Source organism: Nocardia sp. NPDC005746 (assembly GCF_040630785.1).
Classification (GTDB): domain Bacteria; phylum Actinomycetota; class Actinomycetes; order Mycobacteriales; family Mycobacteriaceae; genus Nocardia.
This window is the reverse complement of the sequence record NZ_JBEXYE010000011.1, coordinates 1-25,532: the sequence shown is the minus strand read 5'-3', so window position 1 is coordinate 25,532 and position 25,532 is coordinate 1. Positions and strand designations below refer to the sequence as shown.

28 protein-coding genes and 2 tRNA genes are annotated in these 25,532 nt (G+C 68.9%); 9 read left to right on the top strand and 21 right to left on the bottom strand.

The window, feature by feature from the left end; translation table 11 throughout:
• Window positions 1-62: 62 nt before the first annotated feature.
• From ABZ412_RS21270 to pgsA, 12 genes are all read right to left on the bottom strand, one after another.
• Window positions 63-776: a PIG-L deacetylase family protein gene (locus ABZ412_RS21270; protein WP_357282868.1), complete on the bottom strand. Its 714-nt coding sequence runs from the start codon at window positions 774-776 to the stop codon at window positions 63-65.
• Window positions 777-898: 122 nt separating this feature from the next.
• Entirely contained in the window at window positions 899-2,050 is a 1,152-nt protein-coding gene (locus ABZ412_RS21265) for an ROK family protein (protein ID WP_357282867.1), read from the bottom strand.
• Between the two features lie 25 nt (window positions 2,051-2,075).
• Window positions 2,076-3,500, bottom strand: coding sequence for an ABC transporter permease (locus ABZ412_RS21260; RefSeq protein ID WP_357282865.1), 1,425 nt, complete (start codon window positions 3,498-3,500; stop codon window positions 2,076-2,078).
• A 17-nt stretch (window positions 3,501-3,517) separates the two neighbouring features.
• Window positions 3,518-4,291: an ATP-binding cassette domain-containing protein gene (locus tag ABZ412_RS21255; protein ID WP_357282864.1), complete on the bottom strand. Its 774-nt coding sequence runs from the start codon at window positions 4,289-4,291 to the stop codon at window positions 3,518-3,520.
• 86 nt (window positions 4,292-4,377) lie between these two features.
• Window positions 4,378-5,532 carry a substrate-binding domain-containing protein gene (locus ABZ412_RS21250; RefSeq protein WP_357282862.1) on the bottom strand — a complete coding sequence of 385 codons (1,155 nt, stop codon included), beginning with the start codon at window positions 5,530-5,532 and terminating at the stop codon, window positions 4,378-4,380.
• A gap of 138 nt (window positions 5,533-5,670) precedes the next feature.
• Window positions 5,671-6,615 carry an NADP-dependent oxidoreductase gene (locus tag ABZ412_RS21245; protein ID WP_357282860.1) on the bottom strand — a complete coding sequence of 315 codons (945 nt, stop codon included), beginning with the start codon at window positions 6,613-6,615 and terminating at the stop codon, window positions 5,671-5,673.
• Window positions 6,616-6,687: 72 nt separating this feature from the next.
• Window positions 6,688-6,864, bottom strand: coding sequence for a hypothetical protein (locus tag ABZ412_RS21240; RefSeq protein WP_357096697.1), 177 nt, complete (start codon window positions 6,862-6,864; stop codon window positions 6,688-6,690).
• A 435-nt stretch (window positions 6,865-7,299) separates the two neighbouring features.
• Entirely contained in the window at window positions 7,300-8,223 is a 924-nt protein-coding gene (locus ABZ412_RS21235; protein WP_357282858.1) for a hypothetical protein, read from the bottom strand.
• Between the two features lie 654 nt (window positions 8,224-8,877).
• On the bottom strand, window positions 8,878-9,702 hold the full coding sequence (gene pspA / locus ABZ412_RS21230; RefSeq protein ID WP_357096702.1) for a phage shock protein PspA: 825 nt from the start codon (window positions 9,700-9,702) through the stop codon (window positions 8,878-8,880).
• A gap of 187 nt (window positions 9,703-9,889) precedes the next feature.
• Window positions 9,890-10,255: a helix-turn-helix transcriptional regulator gene (locus ABZ412_RS21225; RefSeq protein WP_213556733.1), complete on the bottom strand. Its 366-nt coding sequence runs from the start codon at window positions 10,253-10,255 to the stop codon at window positions 9,890-9,892.
• An 81-nt stretch (window positions 10,256-10,336) separates the two neighbouring features.
• A complete protein-coding gene (locus tag ABZ412_RS21220; RefSeq protein WP_357283188.1) occupies window positions 10,337-10,816 on the bottom strand; it encodes a CinA family protein in 480 nt (159 codons plus the stop codon).
• A gap of 67 nt (window positions 10,817-10,883) precedes the next feature.
• The gene (gene pgsA / locus ABZ412_RS21215; RefSeq protein WP_357283187.1) at window positions 10,884-11,492 is read right to left on the bottom strand and encodes a CDP-diacylglycerol--glycerol-3-phosphate 3-phosphatidyltransferase; all 609 of its coding nucleotides are present in this window, start codon (window positions 11,490-11,492) and stop codon (window positions 10,884-10,886) included.
• A gap of 228 nt (window positions 11,493-11,720) precedes the next feature.
• Here pgsA and ABZ412_RS21210 point away from each other — a divergent pair, with 228 nt between their 5' ends.
• Together ABZ412_RS21210 and ABZ412_RS21205 are read left to right on the top strand one after the other, a co-directional pair.
• On the top strand, window positions 11,721-12,263 hold the full coding sequence (locus tag ABZ412_RS21210; RefSeq protein WP_357096706.1) for an amino-acid N-acetyltransferase: 543 nt from the start codon (window positions 11,721-11,723) through the stop codon (window positions 12,261-12,263).
• A gap of 41 nt (window positions 12,264-12,304) precedes the next feature.
• Window positions 12,305-12,589 carry a YciI family protein gene (locus ABZ412_RS21205; protein WP_357282857.1) on the top strand — a complete coding sequence of 95 codons (285 nt, stop codon included), beginning with the start codon at window positions 12,305-12,307 and terminating at the stop codon, window positions 12,587-12,589.
• Here ABZ412_RS21205 and ABZ412_RS21200 read toward each other — a convergent pair.
• The 3 genes from ABZ412_RS21200 to ABZ412_RS21190 all read right to left on the bottom strand — a co-directional run bounded on the left by ABZ412_RS21200 (window position 12,549) and on the right by ABZ412_RS21190 (window position 16,155).
• Window positions 12,549-13,913 (bottom strand): glycosyltransferase 87 family protein, encoded by a 1,365-nt coding sequence (locus ABZ412_RS21200; protein ID WP_357282855.1) that lies wholly within the window; start codon window positions 13,911-13,913, stop codon window positions 12,549-12,551. The genes ABZ412_RS21205 and ABZ412_RS21200 overlap by 41 nt on opposite strands.
• A gap of 419 nt (window positions 13,914-14,332) precedes the next feature.
• A complete protein-coding gene (locus ABZ412_RS21195; RefSeq protein WP_357282854.1) occupies window positions 14,333-15,100 on the bottom strand; it encodes a pyrimidine reductase family protein in 768 nt (255 codons plus the stop codon).
• Window positions 15,097-16,155, bottom strand: a complete 1,059-nt coding sequence (locus ABZ412_RS21190; RefSeq protein WP_357282852.1) for an asparagine synthase-related protein — start codon at window positions 16,153-16,155, stop codon at window positions 15,097-15,099. Before ABZ412_RS21190 ends, ABZ412_RS21195 begins: the two co-directional genes overlap by 4 nt.
• A 212-nt stretch (window positions 16,156-16,367) precedes the next feature.
• Here ABZ412_RS21190 and ABZ412_RS21185 point away from each other — a divergent pair, with 212 nt between their 5' ends.
• Window positions 16,368-16,886: a hypothetical protein gene (locus ABZ412_RS21185; protein ID WP_357282851.1), complete on the top strand. Its 519-nt coding sequence runs from the start codon at window positions 16,368-16,370 to the stop codon at window positions 16,884-16,886.
• Here ABZ412_RS21185 and ABZ412_RS21180 read toward each other — a convergent pair.
• From ABZ412_RS21180 to ABZ412_RS21165, 4 genes are all read right to left on the bottom strand, one after another.
• Complete coding sequence (locus tag ABZ412_RS21180; protein WP_357282850.1) at window positions 16,883-17,374, bottom strand: hypothetical protein; 492 nt, start codon at window positions 17,372-17,374, stop codon at window positions 16,883-16,885. The genes ABZ412_RS21185 and ABZ412_RS21180 overlap by 4 nt on opposite strands.
• Window positions 17,375-17,569: 195 nt before the next feature.
• A complete protein-coding gene (locus ABZ412_RS21175; protein ID WP_357282848.1) occupies window positions 17,570-19,078 on the bottom strand; it encodes a long-chain fatty acid--CoA ligase in 1,509 nt (502 codons plus the stop codon).
• A gap of 33 nt (window positions 19,079-19,111) precedes the next feature.
• Window positions 19,112-20,740: an acyl-CoA dehydrogenase family protein gene (locus ABZ412_RS21170; protein ID WP_357282847.1), complete on the bottom strand. Its 1,629-nt coding sequence runs from the start codon at window positions 20,738-20,740 to the stop codon at window positions 19,112-19,114.
• Window positions 20,741-20,813: 73 nt separating this feature from the next.
• On the bottom strand, window positions 20,814-21,572 hold the full coding sequence (locus tag ABZ412_RS21165; RefSeq protein ID WP_357282845.1) for a PaaX domain-containing protein, C- domain protein: 759 nt from the start codon (window positions 21,570-21,572) through the stop codon (window positions 20,814-20,816).
• A 315-nt stretch (window positions 21,573-21,887) separates the two neighbouring features.
• On the opposite strand from ABZ412_RS21165, the gene ABZ412_RS21160 reads away from it, so the two are divergent.
• The 3 genes from ABZ412_RS21160 to ABZ412_RS21150 all read left to right on the top strand — a co-directional run bounded on the left by ABZ412_RS21160 (window position 21,888) and on the right by ABZ412_RS21150 (window position 22,589).
• Entirely contained in the window at window positions 21,888-22,115 is a 228-nt protein-coding gene (locus ABZ412_RS21160) for a hypothetical protein (RefSeq protein ID WP_357282844.1), read from the top strand.
• Window positions 22,116-22,374: 259 nt separating this feature from the next.
• Window positions 22,375-22,447, top strand: a tRNA-Leu gene (locus tag ABZ412_RS21155).
• A 69-nt stretch (window positions 22,448-22,516) separates the two neighbouring features.
• A tRNA-Arg gene (locus ABZ412_RS21150) sits at window positions 22,517-22,589 on the top strand.
• Between the two features lie 6 nt (window positions 22,590-22,595).
• Here the strand turns inward: ABZ412_RS21150 and ABZ412_RS21145 are convergent.
• Together ABZ412_RS21145 and ABZ412_RS21140 are read right to left on the bottom strand one after the other, a co-directional pair.
• Window positions 22,596-22,805: a DUF397 domain-containing protein gene (locus tag ABZ412_RS21145; RefSeq protein WP_357282842.1), complete on the bottom strand. Its 210-nt coding sequence runs from the start codon at window positions 22,803-22,805 to the stop codon at window positions 22,596-22,598.
• Window positions 22,792-23,706, bottom strand: a complete 915-nt coding sequence (locus ABZ412_RS21140) for a helix-turn-helix transcriptional regulator (protein WP_357282841.1) — start codon at window positions 23,704-23,706, stop codon at window positions 22,792-22,794. The genes ABZ412_RS21145 and ABZ412_RS21140 overlap by 14 nt, the downstream gene beginning before the upstream one ends.
• Before the next feature lie 180 nt (window positions 23,707-23,886).
• Between ABZ412_RS21140 and ABZ412_RS21135 the strand changes: the two genes are divergently transcribed.
• From ABZ412_RS21135 to ABZ412_RS21125, 3 genes are all read left to right on the top strand, one after another.
• Window positions 23,887-24,099 carry a hypothetical protein gene (locus ABZ412_RS21135; protein WP_357282840.1) on the top strand — a complete coding sequence of 71 codons (213 nt, stop codon included), beginning with the start codon at window positions 23,887-23,889 and terminating at the stop codon, window positions 24,097-24,099.
• The gene (locus tag ABZ412_RS21130; protein WP_357282838.1) at window positions 24,077-24,391 is read left to right on the top strand and encodes a hypothetical protein; all 315 of its coding nucleotides are present in this window, start codon (window positions 24,077-24,079) and stop codon (window positions 24,389-24,391) included. Before ABZ412_RS21135 ends, ABZ412_RS21130 begins: the two co-directional genes overlap by 23 nt.
• A gap of 121 nt (window positions 24,392-24,512) precedes the next feature.
• Window positions 24,513-25,409 carry a helix-turn-helix transcriptional regulator gene (locus ABZ412_RS21125; protein ID WP_357282837.1) on the top strand — a complete coding sequence of 299 codons (897 nt, stop codon included), beginning with the start codon at window positions 24,513-24,515 and terminating at the stop codon, window positions 25,407-25,409.
• The last annotated feature ends 123 nt before the right edge of the window (window positions 25,410-25,532 follow it).

The window sequence follows — 25,532 nt, the reverse complement described above, 5'->3', positions numbered from 1 at the left end:
CACATCCGGAACCTCACCCACCTTCCGGTTCCGCGTCGCCGGGCGGGCGGCGAAGTCCCAGCTCAGCCCGCGAAGCGATAGAGCTCGAAGCTGAGGGCTCGGGCGGCGGGGAAGCCCTCCTTGGGGCCGGTGGTCATCTCGATGACGGCGCGGGCCTGGGCCTCGACGGGTTCGGGGCTGAGGACCTCGAGGTAGCGGCGGTGGGCGGTGAGGGATTCGACGGCCGCCTCGACGGTGTCGGTGACGTCGAGACCGTGGCTGCCATCGCCGACGCCGTAGACGGCGGCCCAGCGCGGGGACCAAGCCGGGAGATCGGCGATATCAGGATGGATCCACTCGTTACCCGCGTCGGAGACGGCGTCGAGCGCGGCGCGGCCGACGGCGCGGTGGTCGGCGGAGTTGACGTAGCCGCGGGCCCAGGTGTCGCCGAAGTTGAACAGGATCACCATCTCGGGGCGGTGGCGGCGAATGGCGGCGGCCAGGTCGCGCCGTAGGGCGAGGGATTCCTCGATGCGGCCGTCGGGATAGCCGAGGAATTCGACCGAGCTGACGCCGACGATCTTGGCCGAGGCGCGCTCCTCGTCCTCGCGCAGCGGCCCGGCCTCGGCGGGCGACAGCCCCGCGATGCCGGCCTCACCGCTGCTGACCAGCACGTAGCGAATGTCCTTGCCCTGCCCGGTCCACCGCGCGACCGCGGCGGCGGCCCCGTACTCGATGTCGTCGGGATGCGCCACGATGACGATCCCCCGCTGCCAGTCCTCGGGAAGCTGCTCCATGCCTGTATTCAACTCCGACCGCGCGGGCCCGCGCCAGCAGGACACGAACTTCGCACCCGACCACGAATCACACCGCGCCCGACGCGCCGCGGACCGAGCCGTCACGCGCTGCGAACGCCGCCTCACAGCATGCTGAGCACGCCCTCGAACGCCGCCTCGGCTGCGCCCAGCAGTTTGAGATCCGGTCCCAGACAGGACTTCTCGATCCGCACCCCGCCGAACGCGCGGCTCACCATGCTGCGCCGGTGCACCTCCTCGCGCACCCGCGCGATCGCCGGGCCGGGCAGCGCGGTGAACAGGTCCCCCAGCACCACCAGTTCGGGTCCGAGAATGTTCACGACATTGACCAGCCCCAGCGTCATCCAGTCCAGGTACTCGCCGAGCGGCGATTCCCAATCCCCGCCCAGCGCACGCAGTTCGGCCACGATCGCGCCGCGCGGCCCGTGCTCGGGCATGCCGAGGGCCCGGCACAGCGCCGCCTCCCCCACCTCGGTCTCCCAGCAGCCCTCGTTGCCGCAGTAGCACTTTCGCCCGCCGGGCCGCACCGTCATATGCCCGATCTCGCCCATATACCCCGCCTGCCCGCGCAGCAGCTCGCCCTGGGCGATGAGCCCGCCGCCCACCCCGACATCGGCGGAAACGAACACGGCATCGGCGGCGGTGCGCCCCGCGCCCCGGACATGCTCTGCGAGAGCACCGAATTCGGCGTCGTTGCCGACCGTCACCGGCAGCTCCAGCACCGCCCGCAGCCGCTGCCCGAGAGCCACCTCGCCCCAGCGCAGATTCGCGGCATTGTGCACCAGCCCGTCGGCGCGCCGCACCACCCCCGGCACGCAGACGCCGGCCGCGACCGGCCGCAGCCCCAGATCCTCGGCCAGGATCGCCGAGGATTCCGCGACGTGGGTGATCACCTCGTCCGGTTCCCGTTGCCGCCCACGCAGATTCCAGCTGTTGCGGCCCATGATCTGCCCGCCGAACCCGACCAGCGCGATCCCCACGTGCTCGACCTGCACGTCCACCGCCAGCACCACCGCCGCCTCGGGCTGCGGCAGCACCAGCAGCGACGGCCGGCCGGCCCCGCGCGCCAGCCGCGGCACCTTCTCCTCCACCACGCCGTCCTCGGCGAGCCCGTCCACGAGCATCTTGATGGTGGATCGGTTGAGCCCGAGTTCGGCCGCGAGGGTCGCGCGGGTGGCGGGGCCTCCGGTGTGTAGCAGCCGCAGGAGGGTCGACCGGTTGAACCGGCGCACCTCGTCCGGACGGGCGACGGTCATGAACTCGGATATACCATCGCGCGGCTCACCGGCCGGACATCGCCACGCGGCGTCTCGACAGCGCGTCGACGGTGGCGGCCAGCAGCAGCACCAGCCCGGTCACGATGGACACCACCGCCGCCGGTTGCCGCAGCAGGCCCAGCCCGTTCGACACCACCGCCAGCACCGCGCCGCCGATCACCGCGTCGGCGACCCGCCCGCGCCCACCGAACAGCGACGTCCCGCCGATCACGGCCGCACCGACGGCGAACAGCAGCGTATTGAGCCCGCCCGCCTGCGGATCCACCGAACCGACCTTCGAGGAGTAGACGATCGCCCCGACCGCCGCGCACGCGGAACTGATGACGAAGACGCTGGCCCGCAACTGGGTCACATTGATGCCCGCGCGCCGCGCCGCCTCGACATTGCCGCCGACCGCGTAGATGTGACGGCCGTAGGTGGTCCGCGTCAGCACGTAGGTTCCGGCGACCAGCAGCACCAGCACGATCGGAACCACGTACGGCACACCGGAAATGACGATCAGCGAGCTCGGCGACCGGTTGACGGTGAGCAGCGCCGTCACGACCACCGCGAAGACCACGAGCGCCGCGACCTTCACGACCACCAGCGCCGTCGGCCGCGTCACCAGCCCGCGCCGCCGGCGCAGCACGTGCCCGCCGAGCGTGACCACGGCGTACCCGCCCGCCGCCACCACGCACAGCACCCAGCTGCCCACCGTCGACAGATTCCCGTTCGCCACCGCGTCGAGCACGTGCGAGGAACTGATCCCCAGCACCCCGCCTTCGCCGATGAGCTGGAGAATCACGCCCTGCCACGCCAGGAACAGCGCCAGTGTCACCACGAACGACGGCATCCCGATCTTGGCGATCAGGAACCCGGTGATGGACCCGATGGCCGCGCCCACGCACACCGCGAGCAGCATCTCCACCCACGGATTCGCGGACAGGCCCAGGACCGTCAGCAGAATGCCGAGCAGCGAGAACGCCACGCCCGGCCAGATCCGCAGCAGCCCCGCCAGGATCGCCGCCAGCGCCAGCATCGCGTTGAACACGAAGAACACCGTCGACCCCATGCCGGTCAACAGGTTCCCGTTCTCCACGTAGTGCATGGCCAGCACCGCGCCCGCCACCCCGGAGGCCGTGCCCGCCGACAGATCGATCTCGCCGATCAGCAGCACGAACACGATCCCGATGGCGATGATGGTCTGCCCCGCGCCCTGCGCCAGCAGGTTGGCGATGTTGTTGAGGGAGAAGAACACGTCCGACAGAGCCGAGAAGAACACGATCAGGGCCACCAGGCCGAGAATCGCCGGCAGCGAACCGATCTCGCCGCCACGCAGCCGAGCCATGTAGTCGCTCAGGGCTTCTCGCACAGACAGCGTCGTGGTATCGATTCCGAAGTCGGTCACGGCCGTACCGGATTCGGCCATCGCTTCCGAAACATTGGTCATACCGGTGGATTCCTCGCTCACAACGCCACCGCTTCCGGCCGCGCCAACCCCAGCTCCCCCGAGCGCCCGGCGGTGATCAACTCCACCACCTGCCCGGTGGTGACATCGGCGGTCCGCACCTGCGCGGCCATCCGCCCCAGGTACAGCACCGCGATCCGATCCGCGACCTCGAACACGTCGGCCAGGTTGTGGCTGATCAACACCACGCCGAGCCCCTGTTCGGCCAGCCGCCGCACCAGATCCAACACCTGTCGCGTCTGCGCGACGCCGAGCGCCGCGGTGGGTTCGTCGAGCAGCACCAGATTGCTGTTCCACAGCACGGCTTTGGCGATCGCCACGGTCTGGCGTTGCCCGCCGGAGAGCGCCGCGACCGGGGTGCGCACCGATTTCACGGTGCGCACCCCCAACGAGGCCAGGGTGCGCCGCGCCGCCTCCTCCATGCTCGCCTCGTCCAGCAGCCACGGCTTGCCGCGCTCCCGGCCGAGGAACATGTTGGCCACGATGTCGAGATTGTCGGCCAGGGCCAGGTCCTGGTAGACGACCTCGATGCCGAGCGCCGCCGCGTCCTTGGCGCCACGCAGGTGAACGGGTTCGCCCCGGAATCGCACCTCGCCCGAATCGGCGGCGTGGATTCCGGCGACACATTTCACCAGCGTGGATTTGCCCGCGCCATTGTCACCGACGAGTGCGGTGACCTCGCCCGCCGGCACGGTGAGGTCCACGTCGTGCAGCACGTGCACCGGTCCGAAACTCTTGTTCAGGCCGGTGATCCGGAGCAGCGGCTCATTCATGCTGTGTCCTTTCGCGCATGACCGGAGCGCTGCGTGGTTACGCTGCGCTGCCTCCTCCGCGCTTGACCGCTCATGCGCGGCGATCCTCAGGCGATGCCGAGCGTGGAGCAGGCGGACTTCACGTCGCCGGAGCAGACGTCGCCGGCCTTCACGAAGCCGGAGTCCACCACCTGCTTGACCTCGGTCTTGGTGATCGGTTGCGGTTGCAGCAGTATGGATTTCACGTCCCGCTTGCCCTTGGGGTCCTGGCTCACGGCCTGCGCCAGCGCGTCCGCGGCGGCCTTGTCGCCCTTGGCGAGTGCGACGGCGAGTTTCGCCGCGTTCTCCGCCTCCTCCTTGATGGGCTTGAACACGGTCATGTACTGGTCCCCGCGCAGCACCGCCTTGAGCCCGTCGACGGTGGCGTCCTGACCGGTCACCGGCACCTTGCCATTGAGGCCGTTCTTCTTCAGCACGGTGATCACCGCGCCCGCCAGGCCGTCATTGGCGGCGACCACGCCGTCGACCTTGCCGCCGTTGCCGGTGAGGATCTGCTCGAAGGTGGTGCCGCCCTTCTGGTTGTTCCAGTCGTCGATGGGCTGGCTGCGCACCAGCTTCAGCGCGCCCGAATCGTAGAGGGGCTGCAGGGCTTTCTGCTGGCCCTGGTGGAAGAGGGTGGCGTTGTTGTCGGTCGGCGCACCCTCGATCTCGACGACCTGCGCGCCCGGCTTGTCCTTGAGCGCGGTCGCCATTCCCTGGCCCTGCAGCTCACCGACCTTCACATTGTCGAAGGACACGTAGTAGTCGGAGGATCCGCCGAGGTTGAGGCGGTCGTAGTCGATGGTCGGGATGCCGGCCTTCTTGGCCTTGGCCGCGACGGCGCTGCCGACCTCGCTGTTGATGGCGGCGATCACCAGGACCTTCACGCCCTTGGCGATCATGCCGTCGGCGAGGGTGGTGAACTTCTGGACGTCACCCTGTGCGTTCTGCACGTCGGCGTCGAATCCGGCCTGGTTCAAGGCGCTTCGCAGCAGGGGCTTGTCGAAGGATTCCCAGCGGGCCGAGGTGGCCGTCTCGGGGAGGATGACACCGACCGTCCCGTTCCCCCCGCCACCGGCGGGAGCGTTGGACGTGGAGGTGTCGGTACTGGAATTGGATCCGCAGGCGGTGAGGGTGAGCAGGCCGGACAGGGCCAGCGCGGCGGCGGTGAGACCCCGTCGACGTCCGGACTTCTTCGGCGGGAGCGCGCTTTTCGTCCTCATCAGGGTGACCTTCTTTTCCATGACGCTGCACGCGGCGGTCACTGGGTTGCGACCGCACACACGGCATATGTTGTGGGCAACAACATATGCCGTGTGCGGTGCGTGCAGAGGACGATTCGCCAAAACAGGCGGGGCCGGTCAGGGCAATAGAATGACCTTTCCACCGGCGTGGCCCTCCATCACGAACGTATGCGCCGCAGCCACTTCCGCCAGCGGGAACGTCTTCGCGATGGCCAGATCCAGCTTGCCCGCCGACAGCAGCGGCAGCAGTTCACGCCAGGCGTTGCCGCGGATCTCGGTGCCCGGGTCGGCGCCGGGGCCCTGGCCCAGCACCTTGAAACCGTCCGTGGCGGCGCGGCCGAAGGCCACGATGCTCGCGATCCGGCCGCGGTCGGCGACCAGTTCGAGGGAGACGTCCACGGCCTCGTCGGTGCCGGCCGTATCGATGGCGGCGTCGATTCCGTTGGGGGCCAACGCCTTCACCCGATCGGCGAGGCCGGGACCGTAGGCGACGGGTTCGACGCCGTAGGCCCGCAGCCGCTCATGACGACTCGGCGAGGCGGTGCCGATCACCCGCGCGCCCCGCGCGACCGCCAGCTGGGCGGCCAGGGCGCCGACGCTGCCCGCCGCGCCGTGCACGAGCACGGTGTCGCCGGGTCCGACGGCGGTGGCGGCGAGCAGGTGCACCGCGGTGCCGCCGACACTGAGCACACCCGCGGCCTGCTTCCAGTCCACATCGGCGGGCTTGGGCACGACGCGCGCGGCGTTCACGGTGACAGCGGTGGCGTATCCGCCGCCCACCGTCGCGATGACCTCGTCACCGGCCGTGATCGGCCCGGCCGGGCCCACCGCGTCGGGGCCGACGGCGGTGACCACCCCGGCCACCTCGAGCCCCAGCCGGATCGGCAGTTTGCTCGGATCGGTGCCGAACGCACCGCTGTAGAGCTTGTAGTCGAAGGGATTCACCCCGGCGGCACGCACCGCGATGGTGACGTCGCCCGGCCCCGGTTCGGGCACGTCGACGTCGATGAGCGACAAGACTTCCGGTCCACCGTAAGCGGTGGCAACGACAGCAGTAGCCATACCGCGATCATACGGAGAACGGACCGCCCGCCCGGGTCTCCCCGGGTAGACGGTCCGTCGCGGGCCGTACGGTCAGAACTTGCTCAACGGCGACTTGTCCTTCGACCCCGACACCGCCTTGTACAGCAGGTACAAGCCGAAGATGACCGCGCTCACCATCAGGATGGGGAACAGGCTCTTGATCAGCGCGCCGAGAATCATGAATGCGATCCAGACGAGGACGACGACGCCGAGAATCTTCCAGAACATTCCTTGCCTCCTAGTTTCCGAACCGCCGTCCGCGCGATCCGACACCATCCATACTGCGTCGGGCAACCCAGAAAATCACCAGGTCAGCAGCGATATCGGGGAGGAAATCAGGGTTCACCCCGAGACCTCCGGCGTGCGCGCGAAACGCCTTCGGCCCGGCTATCGGCCATCTACCTGGGCAGGGCCGCGTCACGATTCCGTGCGATGACGTGCACCGAGTGGCCGGCACGAGCACCGCCGCCCGAAAACCCGCAGATGGCAGATGAGCACTCACCACGCTGGTGGAGGCGGTGGAGGGCCCGGCGCTGGCGGGCGGCACATTCAGCCGATCCATGGTTCGCCGCCCGTGAGCGGGTCAACTGTCGCAGGCCGCGTGATCCGGGCTTCCCGAGGCACGGAGTGCGCTTCCGAAGCCGCCGGGTTTTCGGGGTGAGGTCAGGGATTGGCGCGGAACCGCTGGTCGGCCAGCTCGGTGAGCGCCTGCGCCCAGCCGTCGAGCCGATCGGCGGCATCGCGCAATCCGACCATGGCCCAGCCGAGATCATCGGCCACCGCGGCGCTTTCGGGCACCGCCAGCACCCGAGCGGCGGCCTCGACCATGCCCTCGAATTCGATCACGCCGCCGTCGAGTCGCACGGAGACAGCCCGAACATGCTCGCCCAGAGGCGAATTCGATCCGAGCGCACCGGCGGCCTGCTCCATCGCGACCACATCCTGCGCGAGGGCGTGCAGTGCGGCGGCACCGGAAGCGGCCGTCTCCAGCGTGTCGTCCAGATCCTCGGCGGGCAGCCGCCCCGACCGCGCGATCTGCGCGTGCAACCCGTGCAATGCCCGCTCCGCCCGCACCAACCGCGCGATCGAAGCCCGCGCCGCCGATCGGATCGGCGGCAACTTCCGCGGCACGAACGCCGCCTGCGGCAAGGGCTCCCGCCGCATATCCAGATACCGTCGCGCCGTCACCGCGGTCCCGGTCACCAGCGCGACCGCGCCGCCACCGACAACCACCACCGCCCACGCCGGAGCCGAGATCAACACCAGCCCAACGGTTCCGGCCGTCGTCAACCCCGACGCGGTCCCGAGCCGAAAACTCCGCCGCCGAGCCCGCCGCCGCTTCCGCAACTCCCGCTCCCGCGGATCGGCCCACTTCCGCACGGCCACCAACGCCTGCTCCCCCACACCTCGCAGCGTGTCCGGCAGCCGCTGCGCCAACTCCTCGGGCTCGAACCCGGTAGGCGCCAACACCTCCCGCACCGCCTCGGTGGCCCGTTCCCGCCGCGCCCGCGTCTTCGCACGCCGACCGGACGCTCGAACCTCGGGACCCGGCGTCACCGAACCGGAGCCCGCTCCACGCCCGTTCACCGGCCGATCCGCGAATCCCGGTGCCCGGCTGAATGCTCCGTCCACGGAGGTCGGTGGCGCTGCGAACGCGGGACGCCCGACACCGGGTCCCGCCGATGGGATGCGTGGCGCAGCCGCATCAATCGGCGCGCCGAATTGTCCAGTGGCTGCGGCCGGTACCGCACCCGAGTGCTGCGATTCCGAGTTCGAGGGGGCGGGCTGCACGCCGCGTCCGATCAGACGCTTGCGGCTGCGCCACCCTGTCGCCGCGGCCGTCGGCGGCACCTGTGGCACGGCGTGATGCGCCGACCGGGGCGCGTGGGGCGGGGCTGTCGTCGACGGCGCGGGATCGAATTCCTCAGGCGCGGAGGCGGCTCGGGCGGCGGAGCGGTCATCGAAAGGCGCGCCTGCCGGAGAAGCGGCAGCGGCGTGACCGACCGGGTTGGGTCCCGGCGCCGGGTGTGCGGCCGGAGCCGGTGCGGAAGCCGTTCCGGGCGCGGAGGTTTCGGGCTGGGTGGACTGCTGGGGGTTTGCCGCCGGGCCGAAAGGTGAGGGGAAGCCCGGGATGGGATCGGGGGTTTTCGTCCGGGTTCGGCGGAGAAAACGGGCAGGGGAGGTCGCGGGACTCTGGTCGGCCCGCGATCTCCCCATCGTGTACTACTTTCCGCGCAGCAGTTACTGCTGGGCGGCCTGGCCCTTGTTGAAGGGCTGCGCGGCCGGCTGGGCGGGCTGGCCCTGCGGGATCTGCTGCTGGGCGCCGCCCGACGGCAGGGCGTCGCCGCGCATGGAAGCGCGGATCTGCTCGAGGCGGCTGTGGCCGGCCATCTGGATCGAGGCCTGCTGAACCTCCATCATGCGGCCCTGCACCGAGTTCTGGGCCAGCTCGGCCGAACCCAGGGCATTGGCGTAGCGGCGCTCGATCTTCTCGCGCACCGCGTCCAGGCTGGGGGTGGTGCCGGGGGCCGACAGGGTGGAGTCCATCTGCTGCAGCGAGGCCGAGACCTGCTCCTGCATCTTGGCCTGCTCCAGCTGGGACAGCAGCTTGGTGCGCTCGGCGACCTTCTGCTGCAGCAGCATGGCGTTCTGCTCGACGGCCTTCTTGGCCTGGGCGGCGGCCTGCAGCGACTGGTCGTGCAGCACCTTCAGGTCCTCGACCGACTGCTCGGCCGTGACCAGCTGCGCGGCGAAAGCCTCTGCGGCATTGGTGTACTGGATCGCCTTCTCGGTGTCGCCCGCGCCGGTGGCCTGGTCGGCGAGCATAACCGCCTGGCGCGCATTGGCATTGAGCTTCTCGACCTCGTCCAGCTGACGATTGAGCTTCATCTCCAGCTGGCGCTGGTTGCCGATCACCGACGCGGCCTGCTGCGACAGGGCCTGATGCTGGCGCTGGGCTTCCTCGATGGCCTGCTGGATCTGAACCTTCGGATCCGCATGCTCTTCGATCTTCGAGTCGAAGAGGGCCATCAGGTACTTCCAGGCCTTCACGAACGGATTAGCCATCGATTGATCCCGCCTCCATATGACGTGCCGCGCCCCGTAGCGCGACAGTAGTGCGCGACCGTCGCGCACCCCTGTTGTCCCATATCTCCACTGTGCAACGGTCGTTCCGGAGATTTCGGCAACAGCACGACCTCTCCGGGACGAAGCCTACAGAGAATTTATCCCTTTCGGCCCCTCAGTACAGCGATCACTTGGCGGCCACCAGCACCAGACGATCCGACTTGGGGGCCGGAATCACGATGCGGGGGCCGAAAGTTCCGTCCGCGGCCATCGCCACGTCACCGTCGCCACCCCGGACGGGCACCTTCGCGGCGGCCTTGTCGGCGTCGGCCATGGTGGAGCTCACATCGAACAGCACCTGCGCCAGCGGGACGTCCAGGGCCTGGCAGATGGCGGCGAGCAGCTCGCTCGACGCCTCCTTGCGACCCCGTTCGACCTCGGACAGGTACCCCAGGCTCACTCGCGCGGAGGTGGAGACCTCACGCAGCGTCCGGCTCTGGGCGACCCGAGCGCGCCGCAGGCTTTCCCCGATGGCTTCTCGCAGCAGCGTCATCTCGTTCTCCTCACACTCGTCTCGCCGGACCCAGCGTTTGACTGGACAACGTCCGGCGTCGGCCGCGCGTTCCCGGTGTCGTCACTCGCCCCGAACCAAGCGGACGAGTTCGGTGACCGCGGCGCGTACCGCGCCCACCCTGATCGTCCACCGGTCTCCCGGCAACTTCAACCGAAGCACCTCGGTGGACTCCGGACCCGCTATACCAACAAATACCGTGCCAACCGGTCGGCCGTCCTGCGGTTCGGGTCCGGCGACTCCGGTGAGTCCGATTCCCCAGTCCGCTCCGCACCGCTCACGTGCGCCGACGGCGAGCTGCTCGGCGGTGCTCGCGGACACCGGACCATCGGAGGTCAGCGTGTCGGCACTCACACCGGCGAGCGACGCCTTGAGGTCGGTGGCGTAGACGATCAGCCCACCCCGCAACACCGCGCTCGCGCCCGGAATTCCCGCGATGGCGGCGCTGAGCAGTCCGGCCGTCAGCGATTCCGCGGTGGCCACCGTCTGACCGGCGTCGAGCAGCGCGGCCACCAGGTCGGCGGCGGGCGCGGAGGTGACCAGGGGGTCGGGCGGGATGGGACCGGCGGTCGCTACGCGCGACAGCAGGCCGTCGATGTCGGGCCGGACCTCACGCGGCACGACTGCCGCCCGGCGACCCGAACCACAGCCGGGCCGCTTGCACGACGTAATCGAGACCGGTGACCACCGTCAGCAGCACGGCCACGTACATCAAGTCCATTCCGGCGGTGGCGAAGGCGCCCGAGAGCGGCAGCAGCAGCACGCCGATCGCGACCGACTGGACCAGGGTCTTGACCTTGCCGCCCCGGCCCGCGGGAATCACCCCGCGCCGGACCACGGCCAGCCGCAGCAGCGTGACGCCCAGCTCGCGGGCCACGATCACCAGCGTGATCCACCAGGGCAGGTCGTGCAGCACGGACAGCCCGATCAACGCGGCCCCGATCAGCGCCTTGTCCGCGATCGGGTCGGCCAGCTTGCCGAAGTCGGTGACCAGACCGTATTTGCGGGCCAGTTGCCCGTCGATGCGATCGGTGATGGCGGCGACGCCGAACGCGGCCGCCGCGACCCAGCGCCACTGGGGGTCGTGTCCGCCGCGGGCGAACAACGCCATCAGGAACAGCGGCACGATGAGAATGCGCAGGATCGTGAGCACGTTGGCGATGTTCAGCAACGGCACCGGCTTCGGCTCGACCAGCGTCTCCGCCCGGTGCCCGGCCATGGTGTCCGGGCGGTCGGCCTGCGGGCGAGCGGCGGGCACGAAGCCCGGACTCACCGCGGGACGGGGGTCGGCCCAGCGCCCCTCGATCTCGTCACGCTGCACCGTCACCAGCGCCCCCACCGGCCGCGGGACCGGCCACGGTTTCCGGACCAGGCCGGGATGCGGGGGAGCTGGATGTGCGACACACCGACAAGCCTATCGGTACGCGGGCCGACTACTGTGCACCCCATGACAACACGGGCACCAGACAGCGGTTCGATCGGCGGGCAGGCGGCGGGAGCGCCGGTCGTCCGCCGAGCGCGAACCTCTGACGTGCCCGAGATCAAACACCTCATCGACATCTACGCCGGCCGCATCCTGCTCGAGAAGAACCTGGTCACTCTCTACGAGGCGGTGCAGGAGTTCTGGGTCGCCGAACGCGACGGGGTGATCCTCGGCTGCGGGGCGCTGCACGTGCTGTGGGCCGACCTCGGCGAGGTGCGCACGGTCGCGGTGCACCCCGACATCAAGGGCACCGGCGCGGGGCGGCTGATCGTGGAGCAGCTCATCGCGGTGGCGCGCGAGCTGGAGTTGCGGCGGCTGTTCGTGCTCACCTTCGAGGTGGAGTTCTTCGCCCGGCACGGGTTCGCGGAGATCGAGGGCACGCCGGTGACGGCGGAGGTGTACGCCGAGATGTGCCGGTCCTACGACACCGGTGTCGCCGAATTCCTGGACCTGTCCTACGTCAAGCCGAACACGCTCGGGAATACCCGAATGCTGTTGACGCTCTGACACTTCCGTATCCGTCACCGACTTCGATCAGGAGCGTGCCCATGGCCGTCTTCGCCATCCACTACGTCTACTCCGAGGCCACCGTCCCGGCCCGCGACATCCACCGTCCCGAGCACCGGGCCTGGCTGAACGCGCTCGTCGACGAGGGCACCGTGCTCACCAGCGGACCCTACGCGGACGGGTCCGGGGCGCTCATCCTGGTCTCGGCCGACGATCTGGCCGCGGTCACCAAGCTGTTCGAGGACGACCCGTTCAATCGTGAGGGTCTGCTCGAGGACAAGCGGATCACCGAATGGTTGCCGACCATGGGCGCGTTCGTTCCCTGAACCACGCACTGCGCCAGATGATCACGGCGCTGGTCGCGATCATCAGCAGCGGATAGCAGCCCGCGTAGGTCGGCACGGTGAGGTACGCCCACCACACCGATCGGTCTGCGCGGGGCAGCATGAACAGGCCGATGCCGATCGGATGCGGGGAGCCCTCCATGGGCGGACGATCGGAAAACGTCCACCACCAGCAGAATCCGATGAGGACGACACTCGCGGGGGCCAGCATCGCCCAGCGGACGGTGGCGGCGCGCGCGTAATGCCAGGCGAGAATCGCCAAGGGCATGAACCACACCCAGTGGTGACCCCAGGAGAACGGGGAGACGCAGGCGGCGGTCATACCCGTCACGGTGACGGCCAGTAGCTCGCGGTTCGCGCGGTGGGCCAGAACGGCGGCGACCAGGCCGAGGACCGCGACCGGCAGAACCACGAGCACCCAGAGCCAGGCCGGTGGCTCGAACACCGTCATACCGAACGGGTTCGACGTGTAGCGCTCGATGTCGAAGAAGCGCAGCAGCTGCGCGAGGAAACCGTTCACGGACTGGTTGGCCAGGGAATCGACCGCGCCGACGCGTTCGGGGGCGGCGATCTGACGGCTCCAGTAGGACCAGGCCTCGTGCGGGCGCAGGAGGAAGCCGATCGCGACGGTCGCGGCGAACGCTCCCGACGCGACGCCCAGGGCCCGCCATTGGCGGGTACAGGCTAGGTACAGCATGAAGAAGATCGGCGTCAGCTTGATTCCGGCCGCGAGCCCGACGCCCGCGCCGCGCAGCGATGCCGCGCGCGGTCTCGTGAGGTCCCAGACGACCAGCAGCGCCAGGAAGAGGTTGATCTGGCCCAGCCAGATGGTCGTGCGCACCGGTTCCAGCATCGTGCACGCCACCGCGAGCGGCAGCGCGAACATCCACGTGCGCAACGTGTTCCGGTATCCCAGGGCGATCAGGCTGCGCCCGGCGAGGGCGATGAGCGCCGCGAGGGTGGCCGTCCACCACAGCACTTTGACCGTGACGAGGGAGAACAGCGTGAGCGACACGAAGGCCAGGGCCGCGAACGGGGTGTAGGTGAACTCCATGCCGAACACCACCGGACCGTCGTACAGGCCCGGCCGTGCGCGGATCACCGCACCGCCCGCCCGGTAGACGTCCAGATCGACGCCATTGTTGAACAGTCCGTAGTAGGGATCGCCGATCGGCAGTGCGCATATGTGCCACACCACCGCGGCCGCCGCGAGCAGCAGGCCGATGACCAGCATCCGGTCGGTCACTTCGGGCTCGGCGCGCGGATTCCGCGCCCTGACGACAAACTCTTTAGCCCCCGTAACCATCAGTCCACGATAACCACACAATCAGGACAGCGGGAGCAATCACACTGCGGCACACCAGATTTCACATCACATTCGACATGCAAGACCGATCGGGCCCCGGACCGGTCTGCGTCGGTACGGGGCCCGCTCGGGGGTAATCGCCCATGGTGATCGCTCAGCATGTTTGACGAAATAGGACAGTACCGGGAGCGACACGCCCCGAAACGGACGTGTGAGCCGTACCACACGCCCTGGCCAGTGGCCCCACGCGGTTGTGGGCGTCGACGATTGGATCAACTTCCCGCGAGGCGCAGGGGCCTCAGCCCGAATATAGTGGGCCACTCGATATTTCGTGGCACGACAAAACAATCAGTGCCCGATCACGCGAATCATCGTGCGCCGGAGTCGAACCGGAGCCACGCCGGATCGAGGCGCCCGCGCTATGGCTTCCGCGCCCAGCGGGCGAGCTGGAAGCCATCGGTATCGAAGATGATGTGTTTGCAGTCCATCCGGAGCTGCGCCGGACGCTCGGTGTGAGTGATGCGGCGGGCATCGCCGCAGACCACGGTGGGTGCGGTGGTGACGCAGAGTTCGTCGAGCACGTCGTCGGCCGCCAGCTGGCCCGCGAGGCTCGGGCCGCCCTCGCACAGGATGCGGCGCATGCCCAGGCCGACGAGGGTGTCCATGATGGCGGCGGTCTCGACGCGATCCGGACCCAGCTCGACGACCTGTGCGCCCGCGGCGGCCAGGTCGCGTTTGGCGGCGGCCGATGCGGCGGCGGTGGTCAGGATGATCGGCGGGACGATCGTGTCGGCGAGCAGCCGTGAGCCCGGATCGATGTCGGCGCGGCCACTGACCACCGCGAGCGGCGGAATCGGTTCCAGGCCCTGGATTTTGCGGCGCTGCTGCCACGATTCGGGGATCCGGATGCCCCGGTAGTCCTCGATTCGGATGGTGGCGGCCCCGACCAGGACGACATCCGCGAGGCTGCGCAGCAGTTTCAGGACGCGCTGATCCAAGGGACTGGTCAGGCCGCTGGAGGAGCCGTTCGTGCTGATCGCGCCGTCGACGGAGGCCACGAAGTTCGCGCGGACGCGGGGCTCGGTCGTGTCCGGGTAGGCGTAGAGGTCGGCGAGGTCGTCGTCGGTGAGGCCGGCGGCGCCGACGATGTCGGGGATCCCCGCCCCTGAGGTTCCGCTGATTGTCATCGGACGCCCTTTCCTTCTCGATCCGCGGTGAGCCCTGCACGATCCGTGCCGAGCAGAGCCAGGAACAGCCGGGTGGCGACCGATTCGTACGGTTCGGTCATCGGGTCGCCGTATGCGGTCGCGCCGGGCATGGCCGTAGCCCGCCTCCGGGCAGCGGTGGCCAGTGCGCCCATGATGCCCGCCGAACGCTGGATCGCCGACTTCTTCGCCCAGACGAGTCCGCGCGCCGATTCGGGCAGCAGGGCCTCGCAGGCCAGTCGCAGGCACAGCTTGTCGGCCGGTTCTCCGTCGTGCTCGCCGAAAAGCGCTGTCGGGGCGAAGGTCTCGGCGACCTCCCACATGCGGACGGTTTGGAATACGTGCACGAACCGGTCGGCGTACTCCCCCATGATCCGCGGATAGAAGTCCGGCACCAGGCGTGCGTGGACGAAGTTGTTCGCCGATTCCTTGCGGATGGTGCGGTCGAGTTCCTCGACGGCCTCGGGCGAGCCGATCGGGTTCCGCAGTTGTCTGCCGCCCGCGACGATCGCGTCGGCGCCGCTGCCGGTGAGGATCGGGCCGACCGCACCGAGGCGGTCCAAGGCTGGCAGCGCGGCGAGCAGTGGGACGGCGTAGGTGACCTCCCACAGCTCCGGCACGCCGAGGCGGTCGATCGCGTGCGCGGCCAGGTCGACGACGGCGTGTTCGTCGATCTCGACGATTTCGTGGGTGAGGCCGAGGGCCCGCGCCGCGGCTTCCGCGTTCTCCCGGTCCGTGCCGCCCTCGGAGACAATGGTGATCGCGTGCGGGCGCGCACCCGCCGCGACGGCGGCCGCCGCGACCAGGATCGAGTCGACTCCGCCCGACAGCAGCACCACCGGGTCGGCGGTCGCGGCGTCGAGCACCGCCAACAGCCGATCGCGCACCTCCCGCCCGATCAGGTCGGCCGCCACCGCGGGGTCGGTGACCTGCCGCAATCCCGGATCGGGCGTGGCGATATCGCGCAAGTCGGCGACGAACTCCATGGTCTCGCCGGTCTGGTCGGCCCGGACCCGCTCGTTGCGAGCAGTCGTCATGGGTTCGGTACTCCTTCGCCGCGAGTCACGCAGTCGAACCTACAACACCCGGCCTTCCGGAAATTCCGGCCGTGACGGGGCAAATCGGGCACGCCGGACGAGTATCGGCCTCGAATAGGAAGCGTGGCGGACCGTGTTCGTGTCCGTGCCGCCGAGCGTTTCGAATTCACCCCGTGCGCAGCGTGAATCGGTCCGCGCACCACCTTGAAAGGATGAGCAGCGTCATGTCCGCCCGCGTCGTTCTCGTGATCGTGATTCACCTGATTCTCGCCGCAGTCACGATCACCCCCGCCTCCGCCGAGCCACTACGCCCGGGCCGGTATCGGATCTTCCTGGAAGCCCAACCGGCCTATACGCTGCGCCCGGCGGTGACGGCCCCCACCGGCGCGAAGGCGATCGTCGACGACGGCGCGGACCTGAATCGCTGGGAGACGGTGTTGATCACCTACAAACCCGCGGGTCCGCTGTACCAGCTGCTCAATTCTGCGACCCGGTTGTGCCTGCACCCGGTCAAGCTCGATCCGGTCACCTACTCCGTGGGGCAGGCCGTGTGCGGGGTCGCCGACACGGGCCTGTGGTATTTGAGCGAGACCGCGGGCAATCATCGTGTCAGCCTGGCGTCCGACCCCAGTCTGACCCTCTACGGCGATACCGGGTCGGCGGTGCCGATCGCGCGGCTCGGTCACGTCAGCGACGAGCCACGCGCCCGCTGGGTCTTCACACGGCTCTAGCCGCGATCGCCCTTGGTTTCGGGCCCGTCGCCTGATCCGATGCGGCGCGGTTTGGCGATGGGCCGCATGCCGGTGGCCGGGGCATCGTCACCGGCTCGGCGCCGGCGCGCCGCATTGAAGTCGATCACACTGCCGTCGCCGCGGCCCGCCTCGGGAGCGGGCGCGGGGTGCTGGGCGCGGCCCGGATCGATCGGCAGCCAGCCCGTCTCCCCCTGCAGTTCCGCGCGCGTCACCGGCCGGGTCGGCGCGGGATCGTAGGCGGAGCCGCCCGCCGGATTCCAGGGCATGGACGGCGGGCCGGGGGCCGGATCGGTGGTGCGCCGCGGGCGACGCGGCAGGCGGGTGAGATTCGAATCGCCCTTTTCGGGCGTGGAAGCGTCGCCTGCCCGCATGGCTTCCAGCTTCGCGCGCAGCCGTTCCACGGCATCGAACCGGTTCGCGCCGGGCCCCGGCAGAGATCCCCGCCCCGGCACTTCCTGGTCCGACATCGAACTATCCTCCGACGGGTGCCGCGACACCTGCCGGCACCCCGTGCTGAATTCTGTACTTCATAATGGCGACGCTCACGTCCGCAATTCTCCCATTCGTGACCAATCAACGATAGCCGGGCGGACGAGGTCGGGAGGTAGGCGACCCGGGGACGTCGGCCACCCGGGTCGCGCGGGGTCGCTCCGATCGAGCGCTCAGGTCGGCTCGGCGAGCAGGCGATCGCGGAGCACGTTCTTCTGGATCTTGCCCGTCGCGGTCGTCGGCAGGGCGTCGAGAAACACCACCCGGGTGGGCGTCTTGAAGCCGGCCAGCCGCTGCCGGGCGAACGCGATGACCTCCTTCTCGGTCGGACTCACCCCAGGATCGGCCACGACGCACGCGACGGGCGTTTCACCCCACTTCACATGGGGCGCCCCGACCACCGCCACATCCCGGATACCCGGCATCGCTGCGATCGCTAGTTCCACCTCTCTGGTGTACACGTTCTCACCGCCGCTGATGAGCATGTCCTTCTTCCGGTCGACCAGGGTGATGAATCCGTCCCGGTCGGCGAATCCCAGATCGCCGCTGTGGAACCAGCCGTCGCGCAACGCCCGAGCCGTCTCCTCCGGGCGCATCCAGTAGCCGGCGAACACGTTGTCGGCGCGTACCAGCAGTTCACCGACCTGGCCCACCGCGACGTCGCGGTCGTGGTCGTCGACGATCCGGGTGTCGATGCCGAACAGCGGCCGTCCGATGGAACCCGCCTTCTCTCTGACGTATTCGGTGTCGAGCAGTGCCACGGATGGCGAGCATTCGGTCATCCCGAATCCCTCACGGAACGGAATCCCGCTACGCGCGAGGAAATCCAGCACCGGGCGCGGCGCGGGCGCGCCGGAGGTGAGTGCGCACGTCAGCGAGGACAGGTCATAGCTGTCCAGATCGGGCACCGCCATCACCGCCTGCCACATGGTCGGCACCAGGAGCAACTGGGTCGCCCGCTCGGACCCCACCGCGTCGAGGACCGCCACCGGATCGAAGGACGGCATGATGACATTGCGCGCCCCGATGTAGATGAAGGGCAAGGTGTACAGACCCAGGCCACCGATGTGGAACATCGGCAGCGCCGTCACCGTGACGTCACAGGATCGCAGACCGAAGGCCGCGACGACCGCGGCGGCGTTGGCCCGCAGGTTCTCGTGGGTGATCATCGCCCCTTTGGGGCGGCCGGTGGTCCCGGAGGTGTACATGATCACCGCCACGTCCTCGCGGCGGGCGAGCGGCGTCACCGGCGTGGGGTCCGCGTCGGCGACCAGGGCCGCGTATTCCTCGCCCAGTTCGACGATCGCCCGCACGCGGGTGCCCGGTTCCCCCGCGGCACTGCGGGCCGCGGGGAACGAGGTGTGGGCGAAGAGCAGATCCGCGCCGAGATCGCCCAGCACATAAGCGATCTCGGATGCCGTCAACCGGACATTGATGGGGGTGAAGATCGCTCCGAGCTTGGCGGTGGCGAACAGGATCTCCAGGCATTCGACCGAGGTCGGCACGACCGCGGCGATGCGGTCGCCGCGCCGGATGCCGAAGCGGTCCCGCAACTGGTTCGCCAACCTGTTGATGCGGTCGTCGAACTCACGATAGGTCCACGAGTGGCCGCCGGACACGAACGCGACCTGGTCGCCGCTGAGTTGCGCTCGCCGCGTGGCCCAGTCACCGATTCCCTGCATGCATCGACTCCTTCGCTGTGACGTCCGGCCGGGTCAGCCGGCCTGCGGGATGACGCGATCGAGAATCGCGGCGAAATCCGTCGCACCGGACAAGGTTCCGTAGACGCTGCCGCGGTGACCGTCCAGCCGGGAGGCGATGAACGCGTCGGCCACCGCGTGGTCGCCATACCGGACCAGCAGGGACGCTTGCAGCACCAGGGCCATGCGCTCGATCACCAGGCGCGCCACGATCTCCGCGTCGGCGAGATCGGCCAGCCCGGTCCGGATCTCACGCACCGCGCGGTCGATGCTCGGTTCCGGCCCGGCGAGCGCGACTTCGGCGAAGAACGCCTCGACCGTCTGCGGGTTCTTGCCCATCGCCCGCAGCACGTCGAGCGCCGCGACATTGCCGCTGCCCTCCCAGATACCGTTGAGCGGGGATTCCCGGAACAGCCGCGGCATCTGCGATTCCTCGATGAAACCGTTGCCGCCGAAGCACTCCAGCGCCTCGGCCGCGTGGGCGGGCCAGCGCTTGCACACCCAGTACTTGCCGACCGCGAGCGCCAGCCGCAGGAACTCCGCCTCGGCCCGATCGCCGCGCACCGACCGATCGTGCGCGCCCGCGAGCCGCATCATCAGCAGCGACGCCGCTTCCGACTCCACCGCCAGGTCGGCCAGGACATTGCGCATCAGCGGCTGGTCGATGAGGTGGCGTCCGAACGCCTTGCGGTGCGTCGCGTGATGGGCCGCCTGGACGACGCCGCGGCGCATCCCCGAGGCGGCTCCGATCAGGCAGTCGAGCCGAGTCATGTTGACCATCTTGATGATCGTCGGCACGCCCCGGCCCTCCTCGCCGATTCGCCAGGCCAGGGCGTTCTCGTATTCGATTTCCGCGGACGGGTTCGAGCGATTGCCCAGCTTGTCCTTCAGTCGCATCAGGCGGACGTTGTTGCGGGTGCCGTCCTCGAGGACACGCGGCACCAGGAAGCAGGTGACGCCGGCGTCGGTCTGCGCCAGCACCAGGTACAGGTCGGCCATGGTCGCCGAGGTGAACCACTTGTGGCCCAGGATCCGGTAGGTCCCGTCGGGTTGCCGGGTGGCGCGGGTGGTGTTGGCGCGGATGTCGGAGCCGCCCTGCTTCTCGGTCATCGACATGGTCGCCAGCAGGCCGGGCTTGTCCAGCGGTGTGCGCAGGCCGCCCTCGTAGCTCGAATTCGACAGCAGCGGTTCGTAGATCGCGGCCAGGTCGGGGGCGTCGCGCAGGGCGGGCACCGCGGCGTAGGTCGCCGAGATCGGGCAGGTGTGACCGGCTTCGACGTTGCTCCAGATGTAGAACTTCGCGGCCCGGGCCACGTGGCTTCCGGCATGCGGGTCGCTCCAGGGCGCACCGTGCAGGCCGTTGGCGACCGCCGCCGTCATCAGTTCGTGCCAGGCCGGATGGAATTCGAGGTCGTCGATGCGGTGGCCGAATCGGTCGTACGGGCGCAGGATCGGCGGATTCTCGTTCGCCAGCCGCCCCAGTTCTTGAACCTGTTCGGTTCCGGCGAGCGTGCCCAGGCGCTCGATGTCGCCGAGCGCCCATTCGGCTCCCTCGCGGACCAATCCCTCCAGCAGGGTCGCGTCGGCCGCGACATTGTGGCCGTAGAGCGGCACGGACTGGTTGAACACCTCGTGTGTCTGCATGGCTGCCTCCTTCGACTGCTGGAATCGGACATTACGTTTTCCGAACAGTCGAAGTCAATCAGTAATATTTTGGTCAGTTCGCGTGGCCGACCTCCGGGATCGAGACGAATTCGTCCTGATAGGCGATCCAGACCTGATGCAGGCGATCCGCCGACCACTGTCGCGGCCGAAGCTGTTGCGGCAGAAAGGGATCGGTGAGCAGGTGGCGGACGATCGCGGTCGCGACGGTGAAACGGTCGACGGGACTCTCGGCGCGCTCGATCAGGTCGAGCAGTCGGCGCGACTGCGTCTCCCAGGCGGGCAGATCCCACAGCAGGTCGAGCAGTTCGGCATCGCGACGCCCGGGCCGGCCGGTGAAGATCTCCACCGGCGCGTCCCCGAGTTCGAGCGGCCGGGTCAGATTGGCGGGACGCAGCCAGACCCCTTCGCGCAGCTCGGCCAGGCGCAGGCGGGCCAGCCGGGCCCGCAAGGTCGCGCGTTCCGCCGGGTCTCGCCCGGGGCCCGCGACCATGACGATCTCCCAGTCCCCGTTCCACTCTCGGGTCCGCTGGTCGACCTCGTGCAGCACCCGCTGCCGGCGTTCGAGCAGCGGTTCGCTCAGGTGGAAGCCCTCGCGGGTGCGGGTCAGGTCGCCGCCGGAGACCATCCGGGTCAGCGCGACCCGGGCCGCGGATTCCTTGATGCCGAATGCGCCCGCGGCCCGCACCACCTGGGCGGGCGTCGGGCGGGCCGGGTGATTGCTCACCAGCAGGCTGAGAATCACTCCGCGCGCGGTTAGGCGAGGAAGGTGATCCGCCAGGTCCAGACGCGCGGAATCGGTCGCGTCAGTCACGTCTCGTGCACTCCTCGCTGCGCGGCAGAGCGCGGCACTCGCGACCCTGCACCATCCGGACGCCCGGACCTTCAACTGGGCGCCGACGTATCCGCTTCATCCTCAGGCCGATCGGACCATCGGGCCTGCCGGACACGGATGCCGTCATCGGTCAACCGTAGAGAAACCCGGGCGGCGTCCGGTCAGCGGTCCGGGCCCGGGTCCGGGCGTCGCGGCGGCGGGACCGGTGGTCAGGCGAACGACCAGTGGTCGAAGCGGCCTACGGCGATGAACGCGGCCCACACTCCGTCGGGCCGACGCATGTCCCGTGGCCCCGTGGCCCGAACCTTCCACGAGATCCTCACCCAGGTGGCCTCCGGCCGGTGTGTCCACCCGCTCGGCGAAATCGCCGCCCGCTACAACAATCCCCCCGGCATCGTCTTCCTCCCCATGCCGGACGCCCCGCCCCTGCATTTCGCCCTCACCTGGCGCTCCACCACCGACAACCCCGCCCTGCACGCACTGGCCCGCACCGCCGCCGACCTCGGCCCGATCACACTCTGACCCGCCGCCCTCCCCCGCTCCGAAATTCGTTTTACCGCTACGCGACCCGTTGCTACCGTGGTTCCAACACACCACGACGACAGGAAAGGCGGCCCCCGTGACCGAGCTGAACCAGCCCCGCACCACCTTCGACCTCGCCCGCCGCCTGCGCGTCCGCCTCGGCGTCCGGAGCGACTCCTAACGGCCTCGACCCACGAGCCGTCAGGGCCGCCTCCGCACCATCGCAGCGGGGAGCGGCCCTTTCGCCATCCACGCCCATTCCCTCGTAGCCCAATGGGAGAGGCAACGGTCTCAGATGCCGTCCAGTGTGAGTTCGAATCTCACCGAGGGAACCCACTTCTCACGCCCCGCGCACCTCAACGACGAGTAGATGTCAACGGCAGACATCCGCGCGGGGCCGAGTGCCCGTAGCTCAGCGGAGAGAGCGCCTGCCTACGAAGCAGGAGGCCGAAGGTTCGAATCCTTCCGGGCACGCCGAGTTCAGCGTCGGTTGAACGACCCCGATGCGACCACGCCGATGAACGAATCCCATTGGGCTGGAAGCAGAACCAAAGTACCACCGGCCGGGTTCTTCGAATCACGCACGCCGATGCCGCCGTCCCCGAGCCAGGCCACCTCGACGCAATCCCCCTGGCTCCCGCTGTGACTGCTCTTGAACCACGCAGCTCTGGATAGGTCAGTGCTGCTCATGCTCGAACTCCTTGATGACTCGGCGAACCAGTTCACGGCTCGGCCCATCCTCCAGTGCCGCGTTGCGGATGGCCTCCGCGAGCTCACTGTAGAGCCGGACCTCATCCGGCTTCTCCAGATAGACGTCCTGGGTGGGGCCGCCTTCGATGTACACGATCGGCGGTTCGATTCGATCGCTGTCGGGCTCGAATTCGAGGAGGGTGAAGGAGCCGCGCGGCATGCCCCAGGTCAGTCCGGCCGAGAACGGGTGGATTCGCACTGTCACGTTGGGCAACTTCGAGACTTCGGCCAGATGACGCAGTTGCGCTGCCATGACCGGGCGACTGCCGATCAGTCGGTGCAACGCTGATTCGTGCAGCAGCACCTCCAGCGCGATGGGGCGGGTCTTGCGAGTGACGATGACCTGCCGCCTCATTCGATGCTCGACCCTACGATCGATGCCATTGCGGTTGGCGAACCCGGGATATGCACCGATCACGGCCCGCGCATAGTCGGCGGTTTGCAGCAGCCCGGGGATGTGCTCGTGGTAGGTGGTCAGCCGATCCGCGGCAGCTTCGAGACCGGTGTACATGTTGAATGCCTCCGAATACAGGCCACCGTAAGCGTGATACCAGCTGTGCGTTCGCGCGATCGTCGCGAGATCGATAGCGGCACGCAGGTCGGCTGGGCCGACCCCGTAGATCTCGCACAACGCACGCACATCCTGCTTACGCACCTTCTGGGTTTGGCCCGCCTCGATTCGTTGTAGCGCGGACGCGGAGAGATCCGTGAGCTTTGCCGCGGCGGCAATCGTGAACCCGTTCGCATCCCGGCATTCCCGAAGAAAGCGACCGAGTTGCCGTCGCGGCAAGGTGGAGCCCGAAGCGGCTTCCGCCGCGTCCCTGTCATCTTCGCTGGCCATGCCGACATCCCTCATCATCGAACCGGGTGGATCAGGTCACGAAATCGGGTGCTGCATAGAGCATTATCGGGTAGAGCGGTGGATCTTCGGGCGACTTTCGATCGGGTACCCGATTTTGCGTCAACCGATTCTCCGGCGGTGCTGTGCTGGTGGCACAGCATCGGCAGGGAGGAGATCGTGATGTCCACCGTGAGCCCGTGGTCGGCCCAGTCCATCATCGAGCGCATCGAATCCGAGCGACGGAGGGGCGGGAGCGTCGGTCGTCGGCGGCGACGGCCCACGCCGCACCGCAGGCGCTCGTGCGGCGCATGGCGATTCGGCGTGGCGCTGCTCGCGCTGACCTTCCTCGACAGCCGCACGGCAGGATTGGGTGGCCGCCATGCCGTGCGATGACTCCGAACAGATCGAGTTGCAGGTGATTCAGGACGTACTGGACACCGTGGAGGCCAGGATCCGGGAACTGGAGCGGCGCGGGTGGCGGTTGATCGTGCCGCGGTCGCGCGTTTACGCCACGGTGCTGCTGGCGGTCGTGGTGAGCGCACGAGATGCGCATCACATTCCGGCGACGCTGGATCGAGCCTCGATCCTGGACGAAATCCTTGACGGCACAGAACCATTCGATGGTTCTGACGTGCGGCGTTCGGTGGAGGAGACCGTCCGTGGCTACGCCACGCCCACGAACTGAACGACGCCCCATGGCCACCCCCGTCGAGCCCGCTGATTCACGAGTCGACCGGCCCGGCTTGACTCGGCTGAATCAAACTGATTCGATCTGAATCATCATGGTTTCATCGAATCAGCCGGCAGTGGGCGCGACGGAAGCGGCAGTCAGCGCCGCGAGTTCCGTTGTGCACCAGTCGAATCCGCGCCAGCAGCTGGCCGCGGAGTTGCGCCGGTTGCGGGACCTTGCCGGAATCTCCGGGCGAGAGTTGGCCAAGCGAGTCGGTATCAGCCAGTCGACCTTGTCCCGGATCGAGGCGGGGACCGTGGTTCCTCCGCTACCGCAGGTGCTCGACTGGGCCGAAGCGGTTGGGGCGGACGCGGATTCTCGGCAGTCGCTGCGCGCGCTCACCGAGGCGGCACATTCACCCGAGGTGCAGGACTGGGCCGGCGCGCTGGCACACCGTCCGCATCTGCAGGACGATGTGCAAGCCCTCGAGCAGGATGCGCAGGTGGTGCGGAACTTCCAGCCCGCGCTGGTGCCGGGTCTGCTCCAGACCGCCGACTACGCCCGCCGGGTGTTCGCCACCTTCGATCCGCCCTACGCGCCCGACGCGCTGGCGGCCGCGCTCGCCGCGCGCCTGGATCGGCAGCGCGTGCTGTACGACCCCGCCAAGCGTTTCGAATTCCTGATGACCGAGGCGGCCCTGCGCTTTCGACCCGGACCCCATCGCCTGCTGCTCGCGCAACTGGACCGGATCATCTCGATCGAGACCCTCGATACGGTCACCATCGCGGTGATTCCGCAGGACATCGAGGCGAGCACCACGATCCCGCACGGTTTCGTCATCTACGAGAACGAGGACCACGCCCTCGCCTCCTCGGAACCGATCGCGGGAAGCATGGTCACGCGCGGCCCCGAACTCGTCGACGCCCATCGCCGCCGCTGGGCGGCTCTGGCCGAAATGGCTTTACACGACACCGATGCTCGTGCGTTTCTCTCCGAACTCCGGAGCGAAATCCAGCGCACAGCAACCCATTGACCATTTTCCAGCGGCCGTCGAGGGGTCGGCCGCACGTGGGGGTGGTGGTGGGGGGGGGGCAGAAAGGGGTCGACCCCCACCCCGCGAGGGGGGGAAAAAAAAAAAGAAGGCCCCCCCCCCCCC

Coding starts and splice junctions, on each gene's coding strand:
- ABZ412_RS21270 (WP_357282868.1), bottom strand. CDS start 776: ATGGAGCAGCTTCCCGAGGACTGGCAGCGGGGGATCGTCATCGTGGCG.
- ABZ412_RS21265 (WP_357282867.1), bottom strand. CDS start 2,050: ATGACCGTCGCCCGTCCGGACGAGGTGCGCCGGTTCAACCGGTCGACC.
- ABZ412_RS21260 (WP_357282865.1), bottom strand. CDS start 3,500: ATGACCAATGTTTCGGAAGCGATGGCCGAATCCGGTACGGCCGTGACC.
- ABZ412_RS21255 (WP_357282864.1), bottom strand. CDS start 4,291: ATGAATGAGCCGCTGCTCCGGATCACCGGCCTGAACAAGAGTTTCGGA.
- ABZ412_RS21250 (WP_357282862.1), bottom strand. CDS start 5,532: ATGAGGACGAAAAGCGCGCTCCCGCCGAAGAAGTCCGGACGTCGACGG.
- ABZ412_RS21245 (WP_357282860.1), bottom strand. CDS start 6,615: ATGGCTACTGCTGTCGTTGCCACCGCTTACGGTGGACCGGAAGTCTTG.
- ABZ412_RS21240 (WP_357096697.1), bottom strand. CDS start 6,864: ATGTTCTGGAAGATTCTCGGCGTCGTCGTCCTCGTCTGGATCGCATTC.
- pspA (WP_357096702.1), bottom strand. CDS start 9,702: ATGGCTAATCCGTTCGTGAAGGCCTGGAAGTACCTGATGGCCCTCTTC.
- ABZ412_RS21225 (WP_213556733.1), bottom strand. CDS start 10,255: ATGACGCTGCTGCGAGAAGCCATCGGGGAAAGCCTGCGGCGCGCTCGG.
- pgsA (WP_357283187.1), bottom strand. CDS start 11,492: ATGGCCGGGCACCGGGCGGAGACGCTGGTCGAGCCGAAGCCGGTGCCG.
- ABZ412_RS21210 (WP_357096706.1), top strand. CDS start 11,721: ATGACAACACGGGCACCAGACAGCGGTTCGATCGGCGGGCAGGCGGCG.
- ABZ412_RS21205 (WP_357282857.1), top strand. CDS start 12,305: ATGGCCGTCTTCGCCATCCACTACGTCTACTCCGAGGCCACCGTCCCG.
- ABZ412_RS21200 (WP_357282855.1), bottom strand. CDS start 13,913: ATGGTTACGGGGGCTAAAGAGTTTGTCGTCAGGGCGCGGAATCCGCGC.
- ABZ412_RS21195 (WP_357282854.1), bottom strand. CDS start 15,100: ATGACAATCAGCGGAACCTCAGGGGCGGGGATCCCCGACATCGTCGGC.
- ABZ412_RS21190 (WP_357282852.1), bottom strand. CDS start 16,155: ATGACGACTGCTCGCAACGAGCGGGTCCGGGCCGACCAGACCGGCGAG.
- ABZ412_RS21185 (WP_357282851.1), top strand. CDS start 16,368: ATGAGCAGCGTCATGTCCGCCCGCGTCGTTCTCGTGATCGTGATTCAC.
- ABZ412_RS21180 (WP_357282850.1), bottom strand. CDS start 17,374: ATGTCGGACCAGGAAGTGCCGGGGCGGGGATCTCTGCCGGGGCCCGGC.
- ABZ412_RS21175 (WP_357282848.1), bottom strand. CDS start 19,078: ATGCAGGGAATCGGTGACTGGGCCACGCGGCGAGCGCAACTCAGCGGC.
- ABZ412_RS21170 (WP_357282847.1), bottom strand. CDS start 20,740: ATGCAGACACACGAGGTGTTCAACCAGTCCGTGCCGCTCTACGGCCAC.
- ABZ412_RS21145 (WP_357282842.1), bottom strand. CDS start 22,805: ATGAGCAGCACTGACCTATCCAGAGCTGCGTGGTTCAAGAGCAGTCAC.
- ABZ412_RS21140 (WP_357282841.1), bottom strand. CDS start 23,706: ATGGCCAGCGAAGATGACAGGGACGCGGCGGAAGCCGCTTCGGGCTCC.
- ABZ412_RS21135 (WP_357282840.1), top strand. CDS start 23,887: ATGTCCACCGTGAGCCCGTGGTCGGCCCAGTCCATCATCGAGCGCATC.